This window comes from Acinetobacter sp. YH01010, assembly GCF_013420775.1.
Classification (GTDB): Bacteria; Pseudomonadota; Gammaproteobacteria; order Pseudomonadales; family Moraxellaceae; genus Acinetobacter; species Acinetobacter amyesii.
In genome coordinates, this window is record NZ_VOYF01000015.1 from 49,210 (window position 1) to 74,037 (window position 24,828).

The following is a 24,828-nucleotide window of genomic DNA, read 5'->3' on the forward strand; positions in this document are numbered from 1 at the left end:
ATACTTTAAACCACACCCTTAAACTATTACTAATAAGCATATAAGTTTTAAGAGAGGGTTTAAAGTTAATTTTAAATATATTTAATGGAGTTTAAGACATGGGGCTTTGTAAGCGCTCTACATTTGATGAAAGGTCAGAAACATCTTGCTCTAAAGTCATTGCCTGGTCTATCGCACGTTTCATTAAATATTCTTGATTAATTTCTTTAGGCTCTTTACGAGTAGCATTCTTTTGTTCTTCTTCTAATTTGAAACGTTCAAAAGCGAAAATAGAACGAATAATACATAAGCTATCTTCAAGTAGGTCTGAATGCACTTTAGGAAAAATTAGATCAGGATCTAAATCAGATGCGACTTGGTTAAACAGCATAAATTGATCGCGATGTTCGATAAGAAATTCATCATATGTACCGAACTCAGATTCGATCATATCTGGACAATTTGCGAGAGTAGAGACTTTCGTATCTTGTGATAACAGAATTGAATCACCTGATGGCGCAACTAAAGCATGAATAGGTTGTTCTGCAATAGGAGCCAACAACACTACAGTAAATGGGCGTGTTTGGTTTTTCATGGTTAGTCCTAATTAATATAAAAAAAGCTTTGGCCAAAAAGTCTATTTTGAAATTTTGGTAGGTTAATGGAATCGAATAGAAGGTCCGTCTCTTTAGTACACTTCTGATTAATTAGATAAATGATATTTTGAAGAAGTGCAATTAATTTAAATGGACTGTTGTATTCATTGAATATGGGTGCAGCAATGCAAAGAGTCTTTTTTCTATCGGTTGATAATGCCCATGGGTTCACCAGGGTAAAGCTCACCTTGGCATTATTATGTTCAATTGGTCGTGCATAAATATCAAGAACATCGGATAAAGTAGATACCTTTAATTCTTTTGAAATGTCAGTAAGAATCTCACTGACTTGAAGCGCTGTTTTATCATGAATATCGCTTATAGTGATGCAAACACCACTATTACTATTCATTAAATTTGCATAAAGAACTTCAATAACCATGGACTCGTCTTTGGATAAATCCTTTAAATTGGCATTGACTAAATCTATGATCCGATCTGATTTTTGTTCAAGTTTAATTTGAAGCAAAAGCGGTTCATTCTTTTTTGAAACAGGGAGTACTTTATAATCGCTAAGATTGTAATTTAACCGCTTCATTTCAGTAATCAGTGTTTCTTTGGCATTATCAAAAAGCTTCTGATCTCTCTTGGTTAAACCAATAACAAAATTTGTAGACATGAGTATATTCATGATCCACAAAGCAGTAGATAAGGATAAAACACTATCCTTAACAACTTCTGAATCTGAATCAGAAAACCCAGATATTTGCTTGATTTTGTCGGTTATCGAAATCATGTGAACCCTTGTTTAATTCGGCATTTTCATCTGAAACTTTGTCAAAAAGATTAGTTTGATTAAGTACGTCTTGGATATTTTTTTGTGGATCATCACTGAGTAAACATTGGAATAGGGCGCTAATTAAAGTAGCAAGTGATGTTCCATAGTCATTGGTACACTTGATTAACTGGCCAGCATCTAAGCAAATTGGTGTTTCATCATCATAAAGCAAGTGTAATTCTGGTGATTCAGCATAAACCAACTTTACATGAGTATCCGTGATGATTAACTCAACTTCTAAGTACTCATTATTTTCAACAAAATATTTAAAGCGCAACATCAATGCATCATCGCCACGTTCTATATATACAATTTGTCGATCGGTCGTATTGGTATGGCTGACGAATCTATTCTCTTTTGTGATCTGATCAATGTAGTTCAAAAAGATGGTTTTGAGTGACGCACTTAAAATACCTTTGGCAGCGAGTTCACTTTTCAAGTAAGGCAGAAAGTTTTCAAGATTTTCATGCAATGGTTTTTGCATTCGATCATCTCCAATGGGATTAATAAAAGGGCATACACATCAAATGTACAGCGACTCAGTTATGACTATTTCGTTACAACAGTTACTTAAAAGACTGCAGACTGTTTGACTTATAAAACTGATACTTTCGCCACACTTTTAATTCAGAAATATCTAACTTGTTTCTAAATCAATATGGCTTTATTTGATTATAAAGCCACATTGAAAGTTTAAATATTTAAAAATTATTTTTAGTATATACCTAAATCTAAGATTTAAAATGGATCTAACTTTTAACTGGCAAACTTTGTTGCTTTGGTTAAAAGGGTTAAGTCTTCATGGAATTGATTTTTTAAAAACCCATAGTTAAAAACGTAACTAATAAAGGTGAAAAACTCTAATTGGTTCGGTATTTTGTCTTCAAGAATACTGACCTCTAATTGCAATGTTCCTGTTGCACGTTTCTTAGAATGAAACTTAAGACCATCAAATGTTTGACCGTAATAAGTTGATATTTCCAAGAAAACTAAACGGAAAAAATAAGGGAAGATTTGAGAAACAACACGCTCAGGATCATCAATTTGAGTTAAACGTCTACCGTTGTGATATTTAAACTTAATACCATCAGCCATACTTTTTTCTACCAACAGGCGAATATAGGCATGACTACGAGTAATCATGCTTTTAAGTGGCGTTTTTGCTTCATGAATATTTTCGTATTGCATTTAGTTATCTCACATCTCAAGTCTTAATTGGTCAGCTTCATTTTCTTTTTCAATCGAAACTTCAGCAATAATTTTTTGGGTATTTTCGTTTTGCAGATCTTGATCAAATATTTCATTCACACAAGTTTCGACTAATTGTTCAGTCAAGTTTCTGCAGATCTCAAACTCTAAACCTTTAGGTTGTACGGTAGGGTAGCCGTCAATTAAAAATGAGTTTTTCATTTCATTTTCATTTGAAACTTTAGAGTACAAATAAGTCTCAAAATAACGAGCAAACATTTCGGTACTGGTCGCGTAATACGGCGTTGCACGATTTTCAGCACTGTCGATATTTAAACAGTCCTTTTTATAACGCGATAGATTGTCACTAAAACGAATATCACCTACGTTAACTTCAACGTCTTGCGACTTATCAAAGAAGTTTTGCATTTGAGTATGAGGATTTTTAACTCCCTCAGGCATGTACTTCTCTACCAGGTTATAGAACTTGTATTTAGATGACTCTATCAAGTATTCAGATAGGTTTTGCGATAGTGTTTTTAAATCCACATTCGCTGCGTTCGCAACACCTGTAATTTTTTCTTCCAAACCGGTTGTAGGTAAATGATGTTCTGGCTGGCGCATATCATTAAGTTTTTGCTGATAGCGCTCAAACGACTTAAAGCTTATAGCATTAATGTCAGTGTTAATTTTAGAGACAATGACATCCACCTTGTCTTGAACTGTACTGAAGAAAGATAGGTTTGTATCAGCTTTATATTCACGCTCATACTTCTTCAAGTACTCTTCAATTTTCTCAAACTGACGGCGAATGAGATCTTCATAGTGCTTTTGGTGCCAGTCAAAGAAGCTGTTTAAGGTTTTGCGCGTAGAATTAGGATAATTCTCTTTATTCTTAATCACTTCATCATGCATTGAATCAGCAACAGTGTGGTACGCCTTGATTGCAGTCTCAGCATTCTCATGAAGTACTTGACCGTAATTTTTCATTGGCTGAACTGGCTCATTCATCATCGCACGATGTACCTTTTCAAAAGCACGACCGGACTCAGTAACAGGGGAGTATCCAGCATCCAACATATTTGATAAGAAGTGTCGTGCACCTGGTATCTCAAAATTAGGGATGTCTTCATAATAGTCCTGAAGTACAGAACGATTCATTTGAGCGTGATTTTTATATACTTCCGCTTTTTCCAACATTCCCAAGTGTGCATCTAGCGCATGGCCATACTCATGAGCCAAACTTCCAGATCCGCTATCACGAGTTAAGTTAACCACGTTCTTAGACAGTTCAAAATGCGCTGCAGATCCTTTAATTCCGCGTGAAGCCAAAGCAACACCCAAGTTCAATAAACCATTGTTTGATTTAAAGCCCATGAGTTGTTTTAAGTCAGCCAATGAGTCATACACGGCATTAACCAACTGTTGAGCCACAGGACTAACTTTATTGCCTACTTCAACACCACGGATAGAAAAGTCATCTTTAAGCTTGAATGAATCCACATCGGCACCTTGGCGATGATCAGGACCAGTACGAGAGTAATTTAACAATCCGTAAATACTTGATTGGACTTTTTCAGTCACAAAGCCATTTTCAAGTTTTTTCACTTCACTGGTAAATGACGGCAAACGTGGTGCTTTAGGTGTATTCACAGCTTCAGTCGTTGCTTCTATAACTGGTGCAACAGGATCTTTAACATAAATAGGTGCAGATTCAGCTTTAACTAAACCACTTTCAATCGCACTTTTCAGAACGTATGGTTCAAGCACAGTTGAATATAAGCCAGTACGTTGCATGTTGCTGATCGCATCGCTCACATCTTTAGTGACTTTCGACTTACCGTAAAAATCAAAGATCTTACCTGTTGATAGAATCTCACTGAGTTCTTTATCAATCGTTTTTTCGATGATTTTCTCAAGCTGAACACTGATACCGCCTGTATGTTCTGGCATAATGTAGTACTCATTCAAATTGCTAAGCAATTCGAAGTAGTTTTTGTAGTTGTTCTTGGTACCTTTACTATAAAGCCCGATATAGTCTTTACGTTGGCGATCAGTCATACCAAGACTTTCAGCAGATAAGCTTTTATTGTTTCTTACCGCATGAATCAACTCTTCTTGAGTATCTACCATCAAATTTCTGATGTTAGAAACAACAGCCACATACGCACGTAATTCTGTCGCTCGTTGGCTATCAAGCATCAACGCATTTTTAGAGAATAACGGTTTAGTTGGGCAGTAGTCATACATTGCCTTTACGAATATTTTGTCATCAATACCGAGTGGCGTATTGGTGTACCAAGCTTGGAATTCTTTATTTGCAACGATTTTTGCTTTTCGATAGTCCGTAGCTGTTTGATCGGCTGATGTCGCTGAAATATATTCCAATGAAATGTATTCACCGTAGCGATCTTTATGTGCACCGCCAAACTTGGCACCTACATCACCTAAGTACATAGCAGGGGAGTCACTTGGCTCTACCTTTACATCAACAGGCACATATTTGTCTTTTGGTACCAATTGATCGATAAACGTGAAGTCAGTAAACACACGGTTTTGAAGTTGTAAGACATCTTCAACTGAGCGCATACTTTTAACAGGAAAAACGCACAGAGACTTGTAATCACCGTGAATATCGGACTTATCACCAAAAAGTTTAACCGATGCATATTCATTGTCGGTCGATGGCTTGATGGCCAAAAACAATTTGTGATTTTCAGTTTTGATATACGGCTTTATGTGTGCGGTTTGATCGTATAGAGCACCAAGCGTATTCGTAATCAAAGTTTGGAAATGCAAACTTGCTAACTGTTTATTCTCAAAGTCAGTTTTGTGTTTAATCTGAATTTCAGGCAAGTTAGATAGTGCTAATTGCTCTAAAGTGGTACCGAAATTAACCTTAGATTCGATAGCATTTAAGATTTCGTGACTAAACTGGTCTACATCATCAAAACCAGTAATCAATTGATACTGATAGTCATGAGACGGTATACGAAGAAGCACGGCAGTTAATTGAGGCTCATAGTCCGTATCAACCATAAACAATTGCGGTGTTTCATCTTGTTGAGATGATTTGTTTAGCAACTTGTATTGGTGAACTTTAGGGTTGGAACCTACAAAATGCTCAGCATAAGCCTGTTTAATCGTATCTTGTAATGCTTTGACATGCTCAAGCATGACGGCATTGACTTCATTTAAAGCGGTTAAGGTTTTATATTTTTCTGCAAACGCCTCATTCACGGCGATCTGCTCTAACATAAATCTAGGCTGAATATCCTCAAGTTCTGGATTACCTACACGGTTTAATACAACACTAAATTTGAGCTTATTAATGAACGGATCAGGTTCACCATTGATACCATTGCTAAAAAGTTCTTTAAGATCACTTTTCTGAAGTTTAGAGTTCACCAAATCAAACGGATGAACTTCTTCAAATGCCTGAACATCAAAAACTTTGGTTAAGTTTTTAGGCATGATTGCTGTCTGGCCATCTACATGAGCGATAACATAGGTGTACGCTGGAGAGATGTTGCTCAGAAGCTCAGTGACTTCATTCGGTTTTTTATCGTAGCTAAGATCCTCAAACTTTTCGTATGTTGCAGAATTAAGATTGCTGATGAAATCTAATTTAGAGTTGAAATTAGATGGATGATCAGAAATGTACTGGAACATCTTGTTTGGTAAAGACGTAAACACTTTATTGATTAAAGTTTGCTGACTATCTTTAGCTTTGAAGAAGTTGAGATCTGACTCGTAATATTTTTCAAAAGTGAACTTAGCTGGAGGCATAAACGTCATGCTGTTGCGTGAAGTCGATAACTTAAACAAAGCATTCGCAGACGTTTTAACCGCATCTCTATCATTAAAGCCAGTAGCCTTATGTATATTGGCATCTAGGGAAACTGAATGCCCAATAAACGGCGCATTTTTGTCTTTATGATTGTAGAGGCGTATATACTGAAGATCATTCTTTTGAAACACAGTTATAAACAAATCATGATCAGGGATCTTGATTGCGCCGTGGTGATCTTCATAGTGCTTTACAGCATTTTCTAGCTGAGTGTTAAAGTATTCAGATTCACTATTGAACTGTACGTTCTCTTCTTCAGCTGTTAGAGAAAAATATTTAACGTTATTCTGAAAAGCTACATTAGGTTTGAGAAGATCCTTAATCACCTCAAATTCTTTTTGTACTTCAACATCAAATTTGCCAAAAACTGTACGCTGATTAATATCAATCAGGTTCAGATAGTTGAATAGCTGAATGTTGTTGTAGTTGTGGTTCGGTAGGGCAGTTTTGTTTAACTGGAGCTTACCATCTTCTAACTGCATGCTTTGGACTTGCTTCAAGTCATCTGCAGTCAGCTCTACACCAAAGACTTTCTTAGTTTCTTGTTTGAGCTCTTTATCTTCACCAGCAATCACTAAGGCAGCTAGTTTTTGTGCCTTGTCATAATCGCCATCTTCTAGATATAGGGTTTTTTCAACAAAATACTTGGCAATGTTCGCATACGCTTGATTTGTTGCTTTGTAGCCATCGGTAGACAATGAAAAATGTTTGTTTTCATCAAATTCATTTGATTTAACGGTTTTAACTTTTAAATCGTCAATGTCACCCGTTGGTTTAATCTGAACATAGATTTCATCTGCAGCGAGATCCATGTTCGAGACAAATAAGGTCGAATTTTTAGAATAAAACTGACGTTCGATACTCGACAACAGATCCTTTGCATCTTTACGGTCTTCTTCCATGTCAGACTGCATATCTTCAGCAATCGACTTGATGTTTTCGCCACGGTCATCCTTTGTGATAAATGACCAGTCTTGTTGCGGATATTTGGCTGTTAATGCCTTTTGGAAGCTTTGAACTTCAACAAAGCGATTGAACTGACGGTCCAGACTAAACCCATCTGTATGTGATGAAGTTTTAGCAAGAATATCCTCAGGAACAGAATCAGATTTAGTCTTACGATTGAAGTTTTCACTTGCATTTGGCACCAATAAATTACGGAATAAAATCTCATTTACACCGTTCTTTAAGAATGACGCACTTTTAGTTTGTGATAGAGATTGTTTTAAAAATGCTTCATCAAAGTTTGATTCATCAAGAAGCCGAGTAAACTCTTCAAAATACGCTGAAGCTAATTTATCGTTATTAGCAAGATCAGCCGTGCACAGATCGCTTAACTCTAAACGCTGTACATCTTGCTCTAGCTCTAAAGGCGCAGAAAAATCACCAGCAACAAAATCATTGATATTTTGCTCAACATAATTGTTCGTGCGTGACATCAACATATCAACTGCAGTTTCATTATTCACAAATTCCTGAAGCTCAGGCGTGTTAATTGAAACCAATTGATTGTCGAATTGCTTAGATAGTAATTTGAACAGATCCGCTTTATGTTGATTGCTTTCTACTTCAGATTCAAAACCTACAAATTTGCCGTTTTCATCTTTAGCGTAGTAGAAGCTGTTTTTATTAAACAAAAAGGTATTTGTTGCAGACGTAATGCCAGATACCAAAGTTTCACTTTGCCATAAGACTTTTTTAACTTCATTGTACTGTTTTGAGATCTCAACATTGTGTGTGTCGATTTCGTCAGAGATCGCTTGAATATCATCTACGCTGAAGTTTTTTGTTTGTGTAGCTGAGCGCACGACATCTTGAATTTCAGCATATTTCTGATTTAGATAATCACTATATTGCTTCTCAATTTGTTGAGCTTGTTCAGTAGCCTTAGGAATGACATAGACATCCAAGATCTGTCTAATTTCAAGCATAGACGGCGCGAAATCACGCACCTTGTCATTGCCTCTTGCATCCAATAATTCTTCAGGAAACTTTAAGAGCTCTTTAAGTACGGCAACATCATCAATTTCTGGAGTAGGGAGGTCATTTGCAATGTTGAGTAGATCAGACTCAGTAATAGATGCCTTCTCAGTTGCCTCAAAATTAACATCAAGGTCATTCAAGATCTCGTTAACATTTGATTCATTGAGTTGTTCTTCTAGTTTACGCTGTTTGATTTCAGCAGATTGGTGATCATAGAGCGCATTAAACTTAGGAACGATGTTTACAGAGAATTCAGAGAACTCTTGGCTCAGATCGGCAAAGAAAACTTTACCTGTTGGCATCTGGCGTACCATTTGTTGTAAGACATCATGGCGAAGCATGGCAGCGTCATACACCATCTTATCTACAAGGCGTGTTTCAATACCTTGTTTAGACGCCATCCATGTGCCGTGTTCATCTTTATAAAAAGCTGGAATACCTTGTTTAGCTGATTCTAATAGCTTTGGATACGGCAATTGCTGTTGATTAAACACACGGTCTATCACAACAAGATCAGAAGCTAATTTTTGTACATAAGCATCAACATCTTTAAAGCTCATGTTAAACATTCTGTTGCCACGGCCATGCTCAATCAGCTGATTAAAAGTGGACTCGTATTCATGAGCAAAATGCACCAGGTTAATATTGTCATTTAACCCCAATGCTTCATACGGATCATGAGCAAAGATTTCAGGAATATGGCGCAAGTCATCAATAATCAGTAACGAACCATCTTTTTCGTAATTGACGGGTACTGCAAATGGAGACAACTTAATTTTGGCTAGATTATCTAGACTTTCGCCACTGGCCATCGCCGATTCTTCATCTAGATAGACTTTAGAGAAGATATTTTCATAGCCATAATCTTGAAGACGATTAAAAGGAATTTTTGAAGACTGAAATTGAGCCAAGTAGGATTTGTTCGATTCCTGAAGACTGGTTTTCAGCGTATCAAGGATATTAGATCCATTGTTTAGCTTACTGACATACACTTCAGGGAAAGCAGAAAGGCGTTCGGTCGCTGATGCGAAGTAACTTTTCCAGTTCGGAATGTTCTTCTTAAACGGTAGATTGGTGAGATAAATATCTTCTTGCTTAGTCGGTACTTTCATATCGTTGGTAAACGCTGGAAAGACCTTCTGAAGATCGTTTAGATCGATACCAGACTTTGCCGGGTTCTTATAGTAGTACGCATGAATACCATCATCATTTTGCACTTCATAAAAATGGGCATCCATTAACACTTGTTCAAATTGCTTAGAACTGTTTTGTTCAATAGATTTTTTGAATTGCTCAAATTCATTAACAACAAGCATCGCCGTTTTTGGGCGAAAATTGTTGGCTGGCGATACTACAAGACGCGCACCAAGACCAGTTAAATTAGGCCATTTAACTTCATTCACTTTATAGTCTCCTACTTGGTCACATAGCATGATCCAAGACTTTAAAACGACTCTTACGAGTACTTATATGTGCTTATATTAAACTAAAAAATTAACTTTGAGGGAGGGTTTAGGCGTTATTCTTTAAAATAGTATATACCGAGTAAATAGCACTGTTTAAATACCTATCATTTTTAATAAAACCATCTAAAACCGTGCACTATTCTTTCTTTTTTTATAAATAAAAATGCCACCGTATAGGTGACATCTTGCTTAAAGCTGATGGTTACATTTTAACAAATTCGTTTTTAGCGAGTTCGTCTGGTTGGGTGCCATCTTCTACACCTACAATAATTCCAGTACCACGAATAAAGTAGCCACTATTATTCGGATATTGGACCAAGGTAACATTATGCTCAAGGTTACTTTCTAAAAAGGTAGTGCCGTATCCCCAAAACTTATTTAATCCTTGCCATGGAGCATCCTTAATATAATTGTTTTGGGCATATTGAATGGTGTATTGACCAATTGGAAGAGATATATTGACAGTTTGCTTTTTGGGTACCTGAACAACGGCTCGTAACCTTTTAGTGGCCTTATCTCGAATGATAAACACAGTATCAACATTTTGAGATTCCATTGAAACAGGACCAAAATGTTGTGTGTTTTCCATACTGGAAACATTAATCACTTCTTTTTTAAATGGCATGGCTGCACTATTGGCTACCATTTTTTGATGTTCAGCATAGTCTTTTGCCATTTGTAGACCGTTTTCAGGTTCATTCGGTTGGCCTGGATTGGCTGACTCTACTGATTGAGCTTGTTTCGATATTGCCCGTGTAGCACTTTGAGCAAAGAGATCGACCAATCCGAAATGATTAGCCACAGATATAATTGCAACTGCTAGACCAAAACCAGCAAATTGCTTTGGAATTGCTATTGCCATAGTGCCCCCTGATTCCATTTATAAGATTTAAATAAAAAAAAGATGCCACCCACAGGGGATAGCATCCAAGATCTCAAAATTGCTTATAGTGCCAATTCAGGATCGCTATTCTTTTGTTTGCTTAATTCTGGATCTGCTTGTACTTCAATGTTGGTCATGAGCTTAGTCCAATATTCATCGTATTCAGCTTGTGACATCTCATTAATGACTTCATTCCATTTAACTAGGTTCTCATGTTGATCTGTACCCGGTTGGAAGAAGTGCATTGCATTTCTGACATACTGCTGATGATCAGCAAAACGCAGTTCAGCAATATTTTCCTGAATATAGTCCAGGCCTTTCACCGTAAATTCGCGAATCTCCTTCATGATTGCATCTTTTTCTATACCATGCGGTTGAGTTACAGAAGATGAACCACCTTCAGGACATGGGTAAACAAGCCAATCATTACGCAAGTTCATTTCTGCTAAGGTCACTTGTAAGTACTGCTCACCACTACGGGCAAACATTTCATGTGCGGTCGTCCAATACGGCTTCTTAGCACTTGTTAAGCCCTCTAATACCATCGCATTTTTGTAGAAATCAGTTTTTAGCTGAGATTGATTAGTTGATGTTAAGCGATCGTTCGTCTGTAAGCTTAAAGAAATTAACTTTAAGTGTTCATCTGACAATGGTTTAGGGCTGTTTTCTTTGATGAAGTCGAGTGCACATATCGCAAACTGACTACGCAACATTTGTCGATAATCACGGAATACAACTGATCTAAAGACTGTACTGTTCGCTGCACCAAGTACTTGCGCTGCAAAGACACGATCATGATCAATTTCAGAACGAGATTGCGAGATATATTTGTTGAGCTCAGTCCGTGGGATTGGATACTCATTTTCAGACAAGAACTTATGCAAGCCTTGGGCAACGTGCATATAACGTCTATGTTGTATGGCGTCCTTTTGGAAAAGTTCAGGATCTTCATGACGATTAGCGAAGTTAATCAATGAAGATAGTTCAGTATGCAACTTGCCACGTTCCGCAATAAACGTATTAATTTTCTCTTTTATGCTGTCTCTATCTGGCGTAAACAAATCAACAATGTCAGGTTGATCTACCAATGTTTTATCCAAAATCGTTTTGATGCTGGTTTCATAAAACTTGACTTGATTCTCAAGATTCGTGCGAAGTACTTCTATCGAGTCATCCTTTTTCATTGGCAAGTAATACATCGCTTGATTTACTTTGGCTGCAGCTTGCAACAAATCTTGGTTAATGTTGGCATACTTCTCAGACTTAATGTTATTCAATTCTGCAAAACGAGTTAGATAAGGCTGTACGTTTTCCATCATCATTTTTGGTTGATTGCGTGTCATCGCACTAAAAATGAGATGGTCATAGGCATGGAAAAATTCATGACCAAACGAGCCAAAACCTGAATTCTTGGTTAAGTTAATCACACGGTTAGATGGCTCGTAATGTGCCATCGCAGCGGAACGTCCACGCGAACCAAAAGCAACACCCAACATACCGTTAAAGCCAACAAATTTCGGATCTATATCAAGTGCCTTAGCAAGAGCGAAACAACCGTCATATGCGTTATTTAATGCGATTTGACGATCGCTCTGGTTCAAGTACTCGCCAAACTCTACGGCTTTAAATCCAAAGGTCGCTTGCAAGGTATGTGCTGTAACATCTTGGCCATTACGTGAAGCAATGTTTTCCGTCACAACCACATCACTGAGCTTGAATGCCTTACGCATAGTACGAGGCTTAGCATACTCTTTGAATAGGGCATCTAAGGTACTCGCCGTGTCATCTACAATGTTCGATACATTCTTTTCAGATAACGAGACTTCTTGAGTATCATCATTCTCTGCAGTTGCGTCTTTGGTTTTTTTAGCAGTTAACAGATCCATTACTTGTTCAGATAGACCAGCATCAGATCTGCTAAATAGCGTACTCGAATCTATAATGTTGCCACTTCTAAAAGTAACAGTCGCTTTTACTTTGTCTTGGAACGGTTTGGCATCAATCGCACTACGTATTTTTTTATAGATAGAGTAGGTGCCTTTAACTGGCGGTAACTCTTTCCGTAAATGATGAAGTGCTTCAGTGAGCGTTTTACGTGCTTCACTACTATCGGTTTTCGCCAATTCAGAACTAATAATCATGTCAGTGGCAGCATATTCAGCATAGCTTTCTACCAATGAAAATAATGACCGATCTAATGATTTAAACGCCGTGAACAGATCTTTGTCTTCATTCAAACGAACGTATAAATCACATGCATTAGGAATAAATTCACGAACTGTTTTTGCTTCCATTAAAGCATCACGCATACTTAAAACAGCGTCATAGTATCCAGCACCTACTTTTTTAAACTGTTCTTCAGTGGCATTTTCAAGCGGATAACGTGGCTGATCATTCGTCATCTTGCGTACAGCGTCAGTCAGCAAGTGAATGTAAATATCTCGACCAGCTTCTTTTGCTTGTAAAACCGATTCCTTTTTCCAAATTTTGTCACGCGTAATTAGGTTTTTGACTTGCAAAAGCGACATATCTTGAATCTGACTGAGCGATAAACGTGGACCATACAGATCCTTTTTCGCACCAGGCATTTTCATACCCGTATCTTCAATAAGTCCAACTTCAGAACGTGACTCAGTGGCTTTCGGTTTGGTTGTTTTTGGCTCTTTTGGTGCTTCAGCTTCAGGCTTACCCTCAGACTCAAACAGTGATGTTTGCTCTGGAGCAACTGGCTCAGTCGGCTCTACAACTTCTACCGTTGCTTCCTGTACTTCTGGTTCAGTAGGCTTTTGAACTTCAGGTTCAGTTACGATCGGTTCTTCAACCAATGGTTCTTGGGCAACTTCTACAACAGGTGCGCTTTGAACCATATGTTCAGGTTTATATACTTGATCGCGAGACTTAAATAATTCTGCTTTTTTGAATGATTTTGCAAAATCAGTAATTAAGAAGTTCTTAGAGTTCGGGTGCTTTGGCGTAGGAAGAATTTTATAGCCTTGATCAACAAATTGCTGATGTTCGGCATTATTCACAATGGCCAGTTTTAACGGAGATTGATCATCGGCAACTTTAATCGCGAGATCGAACCGGTCTTTAGATTCAAGTAGCTTTTCACCAAAGGTAAAATCAATTTTATTGACCAATGTTGAAATATTAACAGCCACAATCTCATTAAGGCCTTTAACATCAATATTTTCAAAACCGGGTGATAATGGCACCTTGATTGTCTGCAGTATGTTTTCACGTAACCCAAGATCATTTAATACTTGGTCCACAAGATGCGCTTTTATCCCGTTTAACTGGAAGTCTTTAAACAATCCACCACGCTCGTTGAATTTAGCAAACTGCTCAACATTATCAAAAACCCGTAATTGATCATGCTGTAAAACTGGTGTGTCTTTATCTATGACAGAAATCACTAAATCAGCACCGTCATTGGCCACAATAATTTTGGAGCCGTTTTCAAACGCTTGATCCATTTCTTTTTGATGGATGTAGTCGGTAAAGACGTTCATCAAATCAACATTGGTCATCACATCATTGCTTTTCACAAAATCGATTAGATCTTGTTTCGCCGTTGGATCGATGTATTGATTATCGGCATCACGCAAAGTTAATGCCTTGTAATCGTCCAACTCAGGGTTAAACAATACCTTTTCTTTAAGGTGTAGGTTTTCGATCGACTGGAAGATCTGATAGCGTTTTTCTAATGAGTCGATCAAGTACTGCATTTGCTCTTGCGTACTTAAAACTGAATCATTGCTAAGCGTCAAAGCTTTAAACAGCGCCTTATCGTCTGCAGCTAAGTCATTCAGACTTGATTTAACGATTAAGCGATCGGTAGACGGAATCTGTTCACCGCTGAAATATAAGTTAATCGCACCGTGCTTTTGTTCATCAGCTGGTGAAACCGTGAGATAAAAATTTATCTCAGGAAACTCAAACTCTTTGATACGTTCTGGATTGGTGATAATGCTTAAAAGAGATCCCGTTTTTGTCTCGAGAGATTTATTTTTTAGTGCCGTCCATTCTTCAATAGAACGATTTTCAAATGACTGCAGTAGGGCAGAATTGATTAAATCACGGTTGAGGTTAAATCCATTCTTGAGTGAGTCTGGAGTCGATTGTAATGCTTCAAGCACAAGCCCATGTTTAAAGAGATTGCCAAAGTCATTTTCACTGTTAACATCGGTCTTTTCAAGTGGCAAGAAACTTGATGCATGCTCATAGACATTCTTAACTTCAATATCAAGCTTTAAGCCTTTTTCATATTTCGGTACCGCTTCCTTGGTCAAAATACGATTAAGAATTACATTCTTAAGGTCATCATAGGTCAGCTTGTTTTTGCTGATCGGATTAGAGCTCAGGATATGTTCAAACGAAGAAGCACCATTAATCATAATGGTTTTTTGCTTTTGTAATGAACTAACCTTTTGACCTAGATCCATCGGCAGTAAGCGAATGAAGTTCTGATCAGATGCTATCGTACTGCTATACACCGCCAAAGAACGTGCGCTAACTTCAGGCTCAACCATCAAAGCGTTACCTTCAGCTAGGTAGGTTTTTACCGCTTCTTCAGTCAACGTGACGACATTTTCAATTTTCGAGTCTTTTGGCGCCGTGACTTCATTGTAGGTCGGTGTTAGATAACCTAGTGCCATCAAAATATGCTTGTGCTCATTATTAATAATGGCAGTAACCGCTTCAGATTTAGACTCTTCACCCACGGCATTTTGATAAAAGTCTTGTAGATAGCGCTTATACGCCATACTTACCGCGACCTTTTTATTTAAGGCAAAAAGCTGTTCTTGTGTATTTGAGTTGAAGTGGTCTTTATGTATCACCTTAGGCAGATAGTTTTGAAAGCTGTCTACCACATAGATTTCATCTTTTTCGAGTGTTTCTTTTAAAGACAAAACTTCATTGGTCGCAGCAAAAACAATCGCGTTGGCCAGTGCATTACCAGGATTCGTGCGTACACGTAATTCCTCATTTATCGCATGATTGAGTTGCGACCTAATATCAGGTAATCGGTTAAGGATAGGGGAGTCAGGATTGTTGCCAATATTGCTACTCAGCTCAGAAAGCACATGAGCCACATCGATACGCTTATTAAAACCCTTGTAGTTACCGTCCTGTTCTAACAGGTTATAGAATCGCTCTAAGCTTTCATCCGATAAATATTGTGATGCAATGCTATGGGCATCACCATCACCAAGCGCCGTAAATTGGCTATTAATACTATGCAGTTGTTGAAGAATACGAGGCATTTGCTGATGAAATGAAAAGTAGTTTTTACCTACATTTTCAGCACTGGTCGCAATCATGTCCTCAATACTGTTATCCAGCACTGATACAGCATTCGAGAACACCATATCGTTAAAATCTGGCATTGCAGATTCTTGAGATGGTGAATATCCCAAAATAGAATATTCAAACTTTTCGACTGCAGATAACTCTTGATCTTGTTCATCATAATAATGAACCACATCAAACTGGTTAACAGCTTCATTCCAAAGCCCGTTAGGTTCTTCACCTAGATCAACGTTGAAATGATAAATGTCAATGTCATTTGAGGTGTGAGTAGCTTCAAACTCGTTCGCCTCATCCAATAGACGTTGCATTTCATCTTGCAATTCATCATCGGTGACAACGCTTTGTAGGAAGTTATCCAGATCCGTGCCGTATTCTTCACGGTCTATCACTGAATCAAAAAAACTATCATAAAGATTGTTCAGACGCGTAGAAGCAATGTTTAACTGACTTAATGCCAATTCCATTTCATAAGCTTGATCGTCATAGGCTTGCTGATCCAAAACATACGCATTTTCAGTAGCAACAGCGACTTGAATCGCAACCGCTTTTTCAATACGCTCACTGATGGTATGTGTTGCTTTCGCTTCAACAATCGCTTGACGTTCTTCTTTGAGCTTTGCAATTTTTTGTAGGTATTCTTGCTTAATTTTTCGCATTAAAGCGAGTTTAGTCAAAGAGTCCTTAATGACTGGTTCTGGAATGTTCGGCTTAAACTTGGTGTGTCTAAAAAAGTGATCAATTCGATTGAACAAACGTTTTACTGGAACCTTAGGTTCAGGCGGTATGGTTTGCTTAATTTGATTGAGATCCAAGCTTTCTAAACTTGTACCGATGTCATCCAAACTTTCATAAATTAATTCACGATCAAAACTGCTATCACCAATTGAGTAGGGATCAAATGTTCTTAAATTATTAATATTATTTTGAACGCTTTGGATCAGGTCCTTAATCTTATCGGCAAGGTCGAATTCTTCTACATCTAAAGTTTGGTTGTTGTATTCCCAAACTTTCCAATCATTGTCCACCAGCTGTAACGCAGTTGTTTCTATACCAAATGGTGCCAATGCTGACGGGATGCTGTTTTCTTCGTATGAATACAAACAGTCATTGATTTTCGTGACTAAGGTTTGAAGCTTGATCAATCCTTGGTGATTAACGGCATGATCATCCGATCTAAGCGCATTCACAATTGGATCAATGCTCGTATTCAGCCCCTTATTCAGCTCTCGAATATCAATAAATTGCTTCGGTAAGCTGTTATACGCTGGCCATGCTGGATGTGAAGATATTTTATAATTGGTCAGCTCAGGAATTTGCGTAATATCTTTTAGGGCAAGTACTTCACCGCCTGAATTAACCGAAATCACTAGCTGTTTGCTTAGTTCAATAGGCTCTATCGTATCTTCTATGAGTCCAGCATTTAGCGCTGCTTCTTTATCAACATAATAACGAGTCAGTGTTTTATCTGCTTGGTACCCGTAATTGTCTAAATCAGCCAACGGCAATGGATCTACGGACTGCAGTAATGTCGGTAGCTTATTCCAGCCTAAATCTGCTTTATTGAATTGTTTAACCGCACCCATAATGGTTGTATTTGGGGCAAACGGTTTTTGCTGTTTTGCTTGGTAAAGCACAACGGACTTTTGATTATTGAGTTCAAATAGGGATTGCCACTGGTTTTTTTCAGCACTACTCATTGGGTTTTGCAGATATATATCTGACATATCCATTTCAATGAGGTCATTTTTAGAGTCGTAAGGAAAAACAGATTTTATGTCAGCAAGAGAGAGACTATCTTGCGAACTCTTATACATAAAACTAAGGTCGTTATTTTGCTCATTGGTGATATAAACAAACTTTCCAGTCTTTTTTAAACCTGTTAAGAAGCTGTTTAAGGATGTGTTCAACTTTTTCTCTAAAAGCTCAACATCTTTAATCTTAATAATGGCTGCTTGGTTTCTTAAATCAGTTTTAGGGGTTACTACAAGTTGAGCGCCAAAGCTACTCAGATCCAACCATTTCTTTTTAGTTGACATATAAACTCCATGGCAATATGTATAAGCATCTTTTAATTAAAATATCAAAGCACCATCGGTTACTTTTGAACGGTATATACTAAAGATTATAAGAGAATTTATATAAAGAAACTATCTAAAAGGGTTTTAAACAAAGAAAGGGATGGCTTAAAACCATCCCTTTTTTTTAAGTTTTTTTCATTATCAGCCTGATAATGAAAAAATCAGGCTATTTACTTGCCATTGTTTGTGAAAGTGCAATCCTACGAATGTTACCCGTAGACTTAGAACGATCAGTCACTTCAATTGAGCCGTCAGTTAATTTGCTTTCAGCAGAAACTAGCGCAGCCAATACCGCTTCTTTACGTTCATTTGACTTGTATTGTTGATATTGCAAGTTCAAGCGTTCAGTACTTTGAATTAAACCATCGACCATCAAACCACGTTCATCTTTAATCGCTTGTGATTTAGCAAAGTCTTTGTAATCTTGCCCTGAACCTAAATAACGAGAGACACTTTTTTCCAAGTGTTGCATCGGTGCAAGTTTGGTACTTGAATCATGACTATTGGTACCACCACCAGCAACAGGGGAGTATTGCGCTTGAATTGCTTTCAAAGAGGTAATTGCTGGAGAAGTTAAAGCATCTTTCGCCAGTTTAGCCATCACATAATCTTGACCAGCAGATGTTTTCGCAATTCTACCGTCAATTGGAGCATCAGGTAGACCAACCATGTTGTTGATCAATGCATTTTGAGCACGAGCCATCGCCGTGTCTGGCGCTGCAGTCGTGAATAAAGTTGAAGCTTGTAAACTTAGACCAGCATTTTCACCAGCAGCACCACATAGTCCAGACGCAGCCTGAGAAGTGGTACAAAACTCATTATGAGCTTGTAACATAGCTTCTTGTGCTTTGTGAGGGTTCATGTAGACACCAGGCGCAGCAACCACTTCAGAGCCAACTTTATTTAAAATTGAACTATCAGCAGATTTATTGTCTTGTTGAGCTTGTTCACGATCGCCTAAAACTTCACACGCTTTAAATGCTTGGCCATGTGCACCAAACTCAAATTGAGCTTTTTTCATTTGCTCACTTTGTTTAACAGCTTGGTACGCCGTTACAAGACTTTGTGCGTTTTTATGTGCGTTATCTGAAATACCTTGAGCAGATACAGCCTCTTGTTTCGTCAGGATCTTAATCGCTGCCGTCACATCATCTTGTTGCTTTTTAATGCCCAAAGATAAGTTTGTGTCCAACGCACGTAACGCAGCGCTTTCCACCGCATCAGCCTGTTGAATAAGCATATTCAAGGTATTTACTGCCATCGGGTTGCCCACGGAAGCACAGTAATAAGCAGATGCAGAACCGCTAATAATGGCGAGGGTTAAACCGAGTGCACTAATTTTTGAACGAGAGCCGTGCGCTTGTGGCGCTTTCATAACTTTACGTGATGTTCTTTTCGGAGTACGCATTATTTAGTCTCCTTAAAATTGAGGCATAGTTTGTGAAAGCTTAACTTTCACTGACTGGCCGTATTTCGTTTTCACATCATCTTTTATCGGCTGAGATTTCGCTAAAAGTAATGCAGACAATAAACCTTCTTCACGCAAACTTTGCTTGTAAGTTTGAAGATCTAAATAAACAGAAACGCCGTTAATGATATTGGCTTCTTTAAGTAGACCGCGTGGATCTTGCATCGCCATCGCCATTTGCCATTTTTTAGCTTCAGGACCACCGTAGTAACGTGCGATTGTTTGGTCGATCAAATCGTTGGCAGACACCATTTTGCCGTCAATATCTTTGAATGATTTTGTATTTTGCGCGTCAATAACCGCCAAGCTATACGCTGGCATAGCAAGTAAAGCTGTTTTTTGGTTGGTTGCTTGCAAATAATCTCGACCAGCTGGAGTACGTGCCGTTGCATTAGACAATGATTTATCTGGTGTACCTAAAATGTTTTCACGCACGTAATGTCTTGCAAGAGCTTCTTTTGAGCCAGGTGCAACAGACTTAAACAGTAGGGAAGCATTGGTATCGCCACCCGGTAATTTAGACAACGTACATTGACCAGCTTGTGCTTCAGCAACCGTACAGAATTCAGCTTTATGCACGTTTAGGCGTTGATTAATCACTTCCTGTTGAGAGCCAACTAATTTACCGCCGACTTGAGAAGTTTGAGTCGCCATATCAGCTGCTTGATCAATCACTTGACCAGATGCACTCGACATATTTGTATTTTCAGCCAAAACCTCACAAGACTTAAAGCCTTGACCAGTATTGGCGCCATAAGCAAATTGTGCTTTTTTCATGGTATCTGACTGTAAAAGCGCTTGAATACCAGAGGCAATAGTTTGGGTGTTTTTAGTTGTCGCATCGGTAATTTGGTTAGCAGCTTGCGCCTTTTGCTTCACCGCAACTTTAAGCGCTGCAACGATGTTTTCAGTCGAATCATCTAACTTTCTACGGGTACTTTGAGATACTTGTTGAATATCATTTGCTTGGTTGCTTGCATGCTTAGGAATCTGAGAAGACATCTCGCTCATAATCGTACCCAAACCAACCGTAGCCCATTCAGCAAAAACAGGACTACTAATCACCAAAGTTGCACCTAAAATGACAGGTACAAACTTTGATTTTCCTTTAGGCTGTCTTAAAGTATTTTTACGCTTTCTCATAGTCATTACTCAAAGAATTTGGCTGAAGCATTGGAGTTTGGTGTAGTGCGTTGCATCACATTATTAGCCACCGAATAGTTAGCCAGTGATGAAAGAGTACTTCCAGCCATGTATTTATTTTGAAAATCAACGCAAGTTGATGAAGAGCATTCCATCAATCCGACTGGAACAACGTTGTTAGATGCAATTGACGAGTAGTTCAATGCAACAGTCGCTTGCTGTTCAGAAAGTCGAGAACGAGAAAAAACAAAAGCAGTATCAATGTCGCCATACTGCAGACCATTTGGAATCAAATTACAGACACCCATTTTTGCTTCTTCTACGCCACACGAGGTCGCCAAGTGAAACGCATATGGTGAGGTTGCTTCATCTGTTGAATTTGAGAAAAGTTTCCCTGAAACATCTTGCATGTATTTAGAAACGTTAAAGTCTTTTAAGTTTCTATTGAGATCGGTTTGTTCACGTTCTTCAAGAGCCGTACAAAAAGCTGAATCAGGGAGGGCAGCATTCGTACCAGAATTTAAAATCGCTTTTTTGATCTCAATATTTTTATCGACACTTTGAATACCAGCAACGATCATTTCTGAATCACGCGTTTGGTTATCAACAATTTGATTTGCACTGACCGCTGTTTGTTGAGTAGATACACGCACAGCAGAACGTACCATCAATTGCTGAGCTTGTATTGCAAGCTCAGAAAGGATAGTGCCAAGACTAAAAGCATTGGTAAAAAGTGGTACGGATAATAGACCAACCGTTAAAGTACCCACCGCAATTGCTTTAACAGGTGAAAACTGATTAACAGTAATTCTTCTTTTACGCAGATTATTTCTATTTTTCATACCACCCCCAACTTAAGAGAAAAAGTCTTTAATTGATTGGGTGACAGAAGTAGATTCTGAACTTGAAGTTTTTGCGTTAGACGGTGTGCTAGTACTGGCTTTTTGATCAGTTGAATAAGAAACTGGACTAGTCGAGCTACTACCATTGATTGTATAAGTATCTCCACCCTCAAAAGCACCGCTAGGCATAACTAGACCAGGATCAAGTTTACCAAGTTGACCATTCACAGCAGTACCAAGCGCACCCGATACATCAGTATATTGACCAGCTTTGTTGATTTCACCTATAACATCATTCAATGGGCCAACAAGTTCAGTACTTGCAGTTTTCATTGCGTCACACGCTTTTTTAGTCGCGTAATCGACAACCATTTGTTGCGCTGCATTGATGATTGTATCAAGTGATGGAATAGTCACAGAAAGGTCAATGATTTTACCGATGTCAGCAAAACAGCCACCTTGACTAGCTGGACTGAACATTTTGTTAATATCGATTGGACGACCCCAAACCGTCATTTGTAGATCTAAGTTGTCTTTAACGACTTTACCGATCCCATCAGTTGCACATGATTCAATATTGGTTTGAATGTTTTGAGCAGCTGCTTGTTCACCTTTTTTAACCGCCATGAAGTTGTTTTCAGCAGCAGTAGAGTTGAATGACGAATTAGAACTGGTAGACGAATAATATCCGCTATTTGAATTCGACAAAGGCGTATCACCACCAGAGCTACTTGCAATGGTCGATGATGTTGCGATGTTTAAGTTACCCATGTTTTGAGTATTACTGGTAACAGAAGCAACGGAACTTTGTTGAACTGCAATAGCACTTGAACACCCAATAACGGTAGCAACAAAAATGCTTAAAGCACTTTTAGTTTTAAAAGCTGGCTTAACATTTTGTAGATTAGGGTTAGTCCTTAAAGTCTTGCCCCGAACTTGTTGTAGCCTTTTAGCTTTCTTGTGATTGTTACGCATATCTAGCCCTTTAAAAGAGTTATGATTAATGTTTTTTAGAAGCAAGTTCGCAAAGCACTACAACATCTTTTACTACAGCTTCACTACTTAAATATAAGGTAGCTATAAGGTGTTTTAACTCATATATCCTTTTAGCGAACTTATATATAGAATCATAATACCATTCTTCACCATATTGTAGTATATACTTCTCATTGGTTAAACATAGTTTTATGAATTCTTTTAAAATAGGACGCTTAAAAATAATAGCTGTCGTAATATATATAAACTGAGTACTAACCAAACACATTAAAGTATTAATTAGCTCTACTTCCTCTTTTAAGCATTCCTGTAAAACCGATGGCTTTAGGGTTTTAGAAAAACCTTCCTCAGTCACAATATCTTTTAAAAAACCTGAATCCGAGTACTTATTTTTCAGAAAATTACTTAATTCATGCACGTTCTTTAAGTAAATATTGATCTGATCTTTAGACGCAGTTTTGAAATGTTCCTCTACACGTTTTGGATCGTTTAACGTGATGTCGAGCATTTCAGATTCATTGTTTTTTTGATTTAAAAGCACAAAAGCGGTGAAGCTGGTAACTTTGCGTGTTTCGCCAAGATAGCCACTACTGCAAGCATTCAAAAAAACAAGGCAATGCTGTTCAGTAAGATACAAGCCGTATTCTTTTGGTGTACCTGGTTCAAAGAAATTGAGTGAACGCTTATCAAAATGAAAAGTGTTCTCTAAGGTCTGACAAAAGTAGTTAATAGAGTGTACAAAAGCTTCTGGTACAAAGGTTGTAGGCTCTTGAGACAATGCTATGTTTTGGCTTTCTATGCTCATTCCCACGATTTAGTCCTCTTTGAGAGGTAGGGCGTAATAGCCCATTTGACTTAAAACACGTAAAGGAATATCAAAGTTAAGACTTTGCGTTAGACCAGATTTAGGGTTAAAGGTTTTAGCTGAAGCTATAAACAAAGTTTGCTCATTAATAAACACTTGAATGCTATTCGTGACTTTTTGTTCATCAAGTATGACGCCACATACAATATCTAATTTCACATCAAACGTATAAGCATCCATTTGAACGTCTATTGATTCCCAATCGATCGTCATGAACAAGTTTTGGTTTTCAAATTCCAAATTACCTTCTTCAAGAGCTTTATGGATTAATCCCTTTTCTAATAATTCCAAGTAAAACGCATGTAAAGGCGTTGCATCTGCAAAACCATGAGGATTAAACGGCGTTCTTGTCGGTTCAGTGATTTTAGTTTGAATCATGTTTAACTCCATTAAAGGGTATTTAGATTCTATCTTAAAACACCCTAAATGTTTTTATTTAAAATTAATTAAAACCCATTGCTATAAGTTGAAGCGCTTTCTTTAGTTTTAACGTTTTCAAGATTGCTTTGCGTAATAGTATCTTTGTAATGCTGACTAAACGTATTTTTACCCGTTTCGTTTATGTTCTTAAGCTCATTTTTAATGACCTTAAGATAGTCTTGATATTTTGGTGACTGTTCTACATAAACTTCGGTCGCTGCAATTGAGAACATGTTCTTATCATTGGTTGCGATCGGAAATAGGGCAGTATAGGAAGCATCTTGCTTGAGCTGGTCTACAGTTGTTTGTTGCTCAATGATCTTCGCCTGATAGTCCAACAATGTTTTATTGATGTTTTCATGACTATGGATAACGAAATTCAACTGTCTGTCATTCGGACGTTCAAGGGTAAACGGCTGATCGATACCAGAAAGCTTATTACAGATCTCCATATTGTATCGGTAGGCTTCAAACGAGTCTGAAAAGTGATTAAAGTCTTTTCGGAGAGCATTATTGTTTTCTAAGTCTTGCTGAAAGTCTTGAAAGCATTGCAATACATATTCATCTTCATTTTTTTCAACGAATAATTGAGCGATGTTGGAGCACTGGTGCCGTTCGCAGAGATCCGCAAGCTTTTGAATGCTTTTAACCTCATTTTTCTTTTCTAAGATATTGCGTAAATGTAGCTGAGTTGCCCGATACTCTTGCATCAACATATTGTGATGCTCGACAAATAGCTCATAATCGCTTTTAAGGTACGGACTGGCACCTTCAATCTCACGCTCTACCTTTTCATGCTTAGAGTTGATTTGAACACGCTCACGCGTGGTATTCACTGTATTTTGACCAAAACCACCTAAGATTTTATCAAAAGTAATCATCGCATCGATGTCGCCAGTTACGTTTTTATAGAGATCCAT

Annotated in this window: 14 protein-coding genes; all 14 read right to left on the reverse strand. The window is 37.9% G+C overall.

The annotated features are described in order from the left end of the window. Positions 1–91: 91 nt before the first annotated feature. Positions 92–574: a hypothetical protein gene (locus FTT77_RS13395; RefSeq protein WP_005028671.1), complete on the reverse strand. Its 483-nt coding sequence runs from the start codon at positions 572–574 to the stop codon at positions 92–94. Between the two features lie 8 nt (positions 575–582). Then, complete coding sequence (locus FTT77_RS13400; RefSeq protein ID WP_005028672.1) at positions 583–1,371, reverse strand: hypothetical protein; 789 nt, start codon at positions 1,369–1,371, stop codon at positions 583–585. Beyond that, positions 1,325–1,897, reverse strand: a complete 573-nt coding sequence (locus FTT77_RS13405) for a hypothetical protein (protein WP_005028673.1) — start codon at positions 1,895–1,897, stop codon at positions 1,325–1,327. The genes FTT77_RS13400 and FTT77_RS13405 overlap by 47 nt, the downstream gene beginning before the upstream one ends. Before the next feature lie 272 nt (positions 1,898–2,169). Continuing rightward, positions 2,170–2,601, reverse strand: a complete 432-nt coding sequence (locus FTT77_RS13410) for a hypothetical protein (RefSeq protein ID WP_005005806.1) — start codon at positions 2,599–2,601, stop codon at positions 2,170–2,172. A gap of 9 nt (positions 2,602–2,610) precedes the next feature. Then, a complete protein-coding gene (locus FTT77_RS13415) occupies positions 2,611–9,837 on the reverse strand; it encodes an LPD1 domain-containing protein (protein WP_227504984.1) in 7,227 nt (2,408 codons plus the stop codon). A 265-nt stretch (positions 9,838–10,102) separates the two neighbouring features. After that, positions 10,103–10,762 carry a hypothetical protein gene (locus FTT77_RS13420; protein ID WP_005028677.1) on the reverse strand — a complete coding sequence of 220 codons (660 nt, stop codon included), beginning with the start codon at positions 10,760–10,762 and terminating at the stop codon, positions 10,103–10,105. An 83-nt stretch (positions 10,763–10,845) separates the two neighbouring features. Then, a complete protein-coding gene (locus FTT77_RS13425; RefSeq protein ID WP_151532484.1) occupies positions 10,846–18,132 on the reverse strand; it encodes an LPD1 domain-containing protein in 7,287 nt (2,428 codons plus the stop codon). Positions 18,133–18,340: 208 nt separating this feature from the next. After that, on the reverse strand, positions 18,341–19,582 hold the full coding sequence (locus FTT77_RS13430; protein WP_180087402.1) for a hypothetical protein: 1,242 nt from the start codon (positions 19,580–19,582) through the stop codon (positions 18,341–18,343). Positions 19,583–19,594: 12 nt separating this feature from the next. After that, positions 19,595–20,785: a hypothetical protein gene (locus FTT77_RS13435; protein ID WP_005028684.1), complete on the reverse strand. Its 1,191-nt coding sequence runs from the start codon at positions 20,783–20,785 to the stop codon at positions 19,595–19,597. A 5-nt stretch (positions 20,786–20,790) separates the two neighbouring features. After that, complete coding sequence (locus FTT77_RS13440; RefSeq protein ID WP_005028686.1) at positions 20,791–21,627, reverse strand: hypothetical protein; 837 nt, start codon at positions 21,625–21,627, stop codon at positions 20,791–20,793. 12 nt (positions 21,628–21,639) lie between these two features. Further along, positions 21,640–22,602: a hypothetical protein gene (locus tag FTT77_RS13445; RefSeq protein ID WP_005028689.1), complete on the reverse strand. Its 963-nt coding sequence runs from the start codon at positions 22,600–22,602 to the stop codon at positions 21,640–21,642. Between the two features lie 25 nt (positions 22,603–22,627). After that, entirely contained in the window at positions 22,628–23,428 is an 801-nt protein-coding gene (locus tag FTT77_RS13450; RefSeq protein WP_024160804.1) for a hypothetical protein, read from the reverse strand. A gap of 9 nt (positions 23,429–23,437) precedes the next feature. Continuing rightward, positions 23,438–23,866, reverse strand: coding sequence for a hypothetical protein (locus FTT77_RS13455; RefSeq protein ID WP_005028693.1), 429 nt, complete (start codon positions 23,864–23,866; stop codon positions 23,438–23,440). A 68-nt stretch (positions 23,867–23,934) separates the two neighbouring features. Further along, positions 23,935–24,828, reverse strand: a complete 894-nt coding sequence (locus tag FTT77_RS13460) for a hypothetical protein (RefSeq protein ID WP_005028694.1) — start codon at positions 24,826–24,828, stop codon at positions 23,935–23,937.

What these genes read in the sequence shown, in the direction of transcription:
- FTT77_RS13395 (WP_005028671.1), bottom strand. Translation starts at nt 574, where the DNA reads ATGAAAAACCAAACACGCCCATTTACTGTAGTGTTGTTGGCTCCTATT.
- FTT77_RS13400 (WP_005028672.1), bottom strand. Translation starts at nt 1,371, where the DNA reads ATGATTTCGATAACCGACAAAATCAAGCAAATATCTGGGTTTTCTGAT.
- FTT77_RS13405 (WP_005028673.1), bottom strand. Translation starts at nt 1,897, where the DNA reads ATGCAAAAACCATTGCATGAAAATCTTGAAAACTTTCTGCCTTACTTG.
- FTT77_RS13410 (WP_005005806.1), bottom strand. Translation starts at nt 2,601, where the DNA reads ATGCAATACGAAAATATTCATGAAGCAAAAACGCCACTTAAAAGCATG.
- FTT77_RS13420 (WP_005028677.1), bottom strand. Translation starts at nt 10,762, where the DNA reads ATGGCAATAGCAATTCCAAAGCAATTTGCTGGTTTTGGTCTAGCAGTT.
- FTT77_RS13425 (WP_151532484.1), bottom strand. Translation starts at nt 18,132, where the DNA reads ATGTCAACTAAAAAGAAATGGTTGGATCTGAGTAGCTTTGGCGCTCAA.
- FTT77_RS13430 (WP_180087402.1), bottom strand. Translation starts at nt 19,582, where the DNA reads ATGCGTACTCCGAAAAGAACATCACGTAAAGTTATGAAAGCGCCACAA.
- FTT77_RS13435 (WP_005028684.1), bottom strand. Translation starts at nt 20,785, where the DNA reads ATGAGAAAGCGTAAAAATACTTTAAGACAGCCTAAAGGAAAATCAAAG.
- FTT77_RS13440 (WP_005028686.1), bottom strand. Translation starts at nt 21,627, where the DNA reads ATGAAAAATAGAAATAATCTGCGTAAAAGAAGAATTACTGTTAATCAG.
- FTT77_RS13445 (WP_005028689.1), bottom strand. Translation starts at nt 22,602, where the DNA reads ATGCGTAACAATCACAAGAAAGCTAAAAGGCTACAACAAGTTCGGGGC.
- FTT77_RS13450 (WP_024160804.1), bottom strand. Translation starts at nt 23,428, where the DNA reads ATGAGCATAGAAAGCCAAAACATAGCATTGTCTCAAGAGCCTACAACC.
- FTT77_RS13455 (WP_005028693.1), bottom strand. Translation starts at nt 23,866, where the DNA reads ATGATTCAAACTAAAATCACTGAACCGACAAGAACGCCGTTTAATCCT.
- FTT77_RS13460 (WP_005028694.1), bottom strand. Translation starts at nt 24,828, where the DNA reads ATGGATCTCTATAAAAACGTAACTGGCGACATCGATGCGATGATTACT.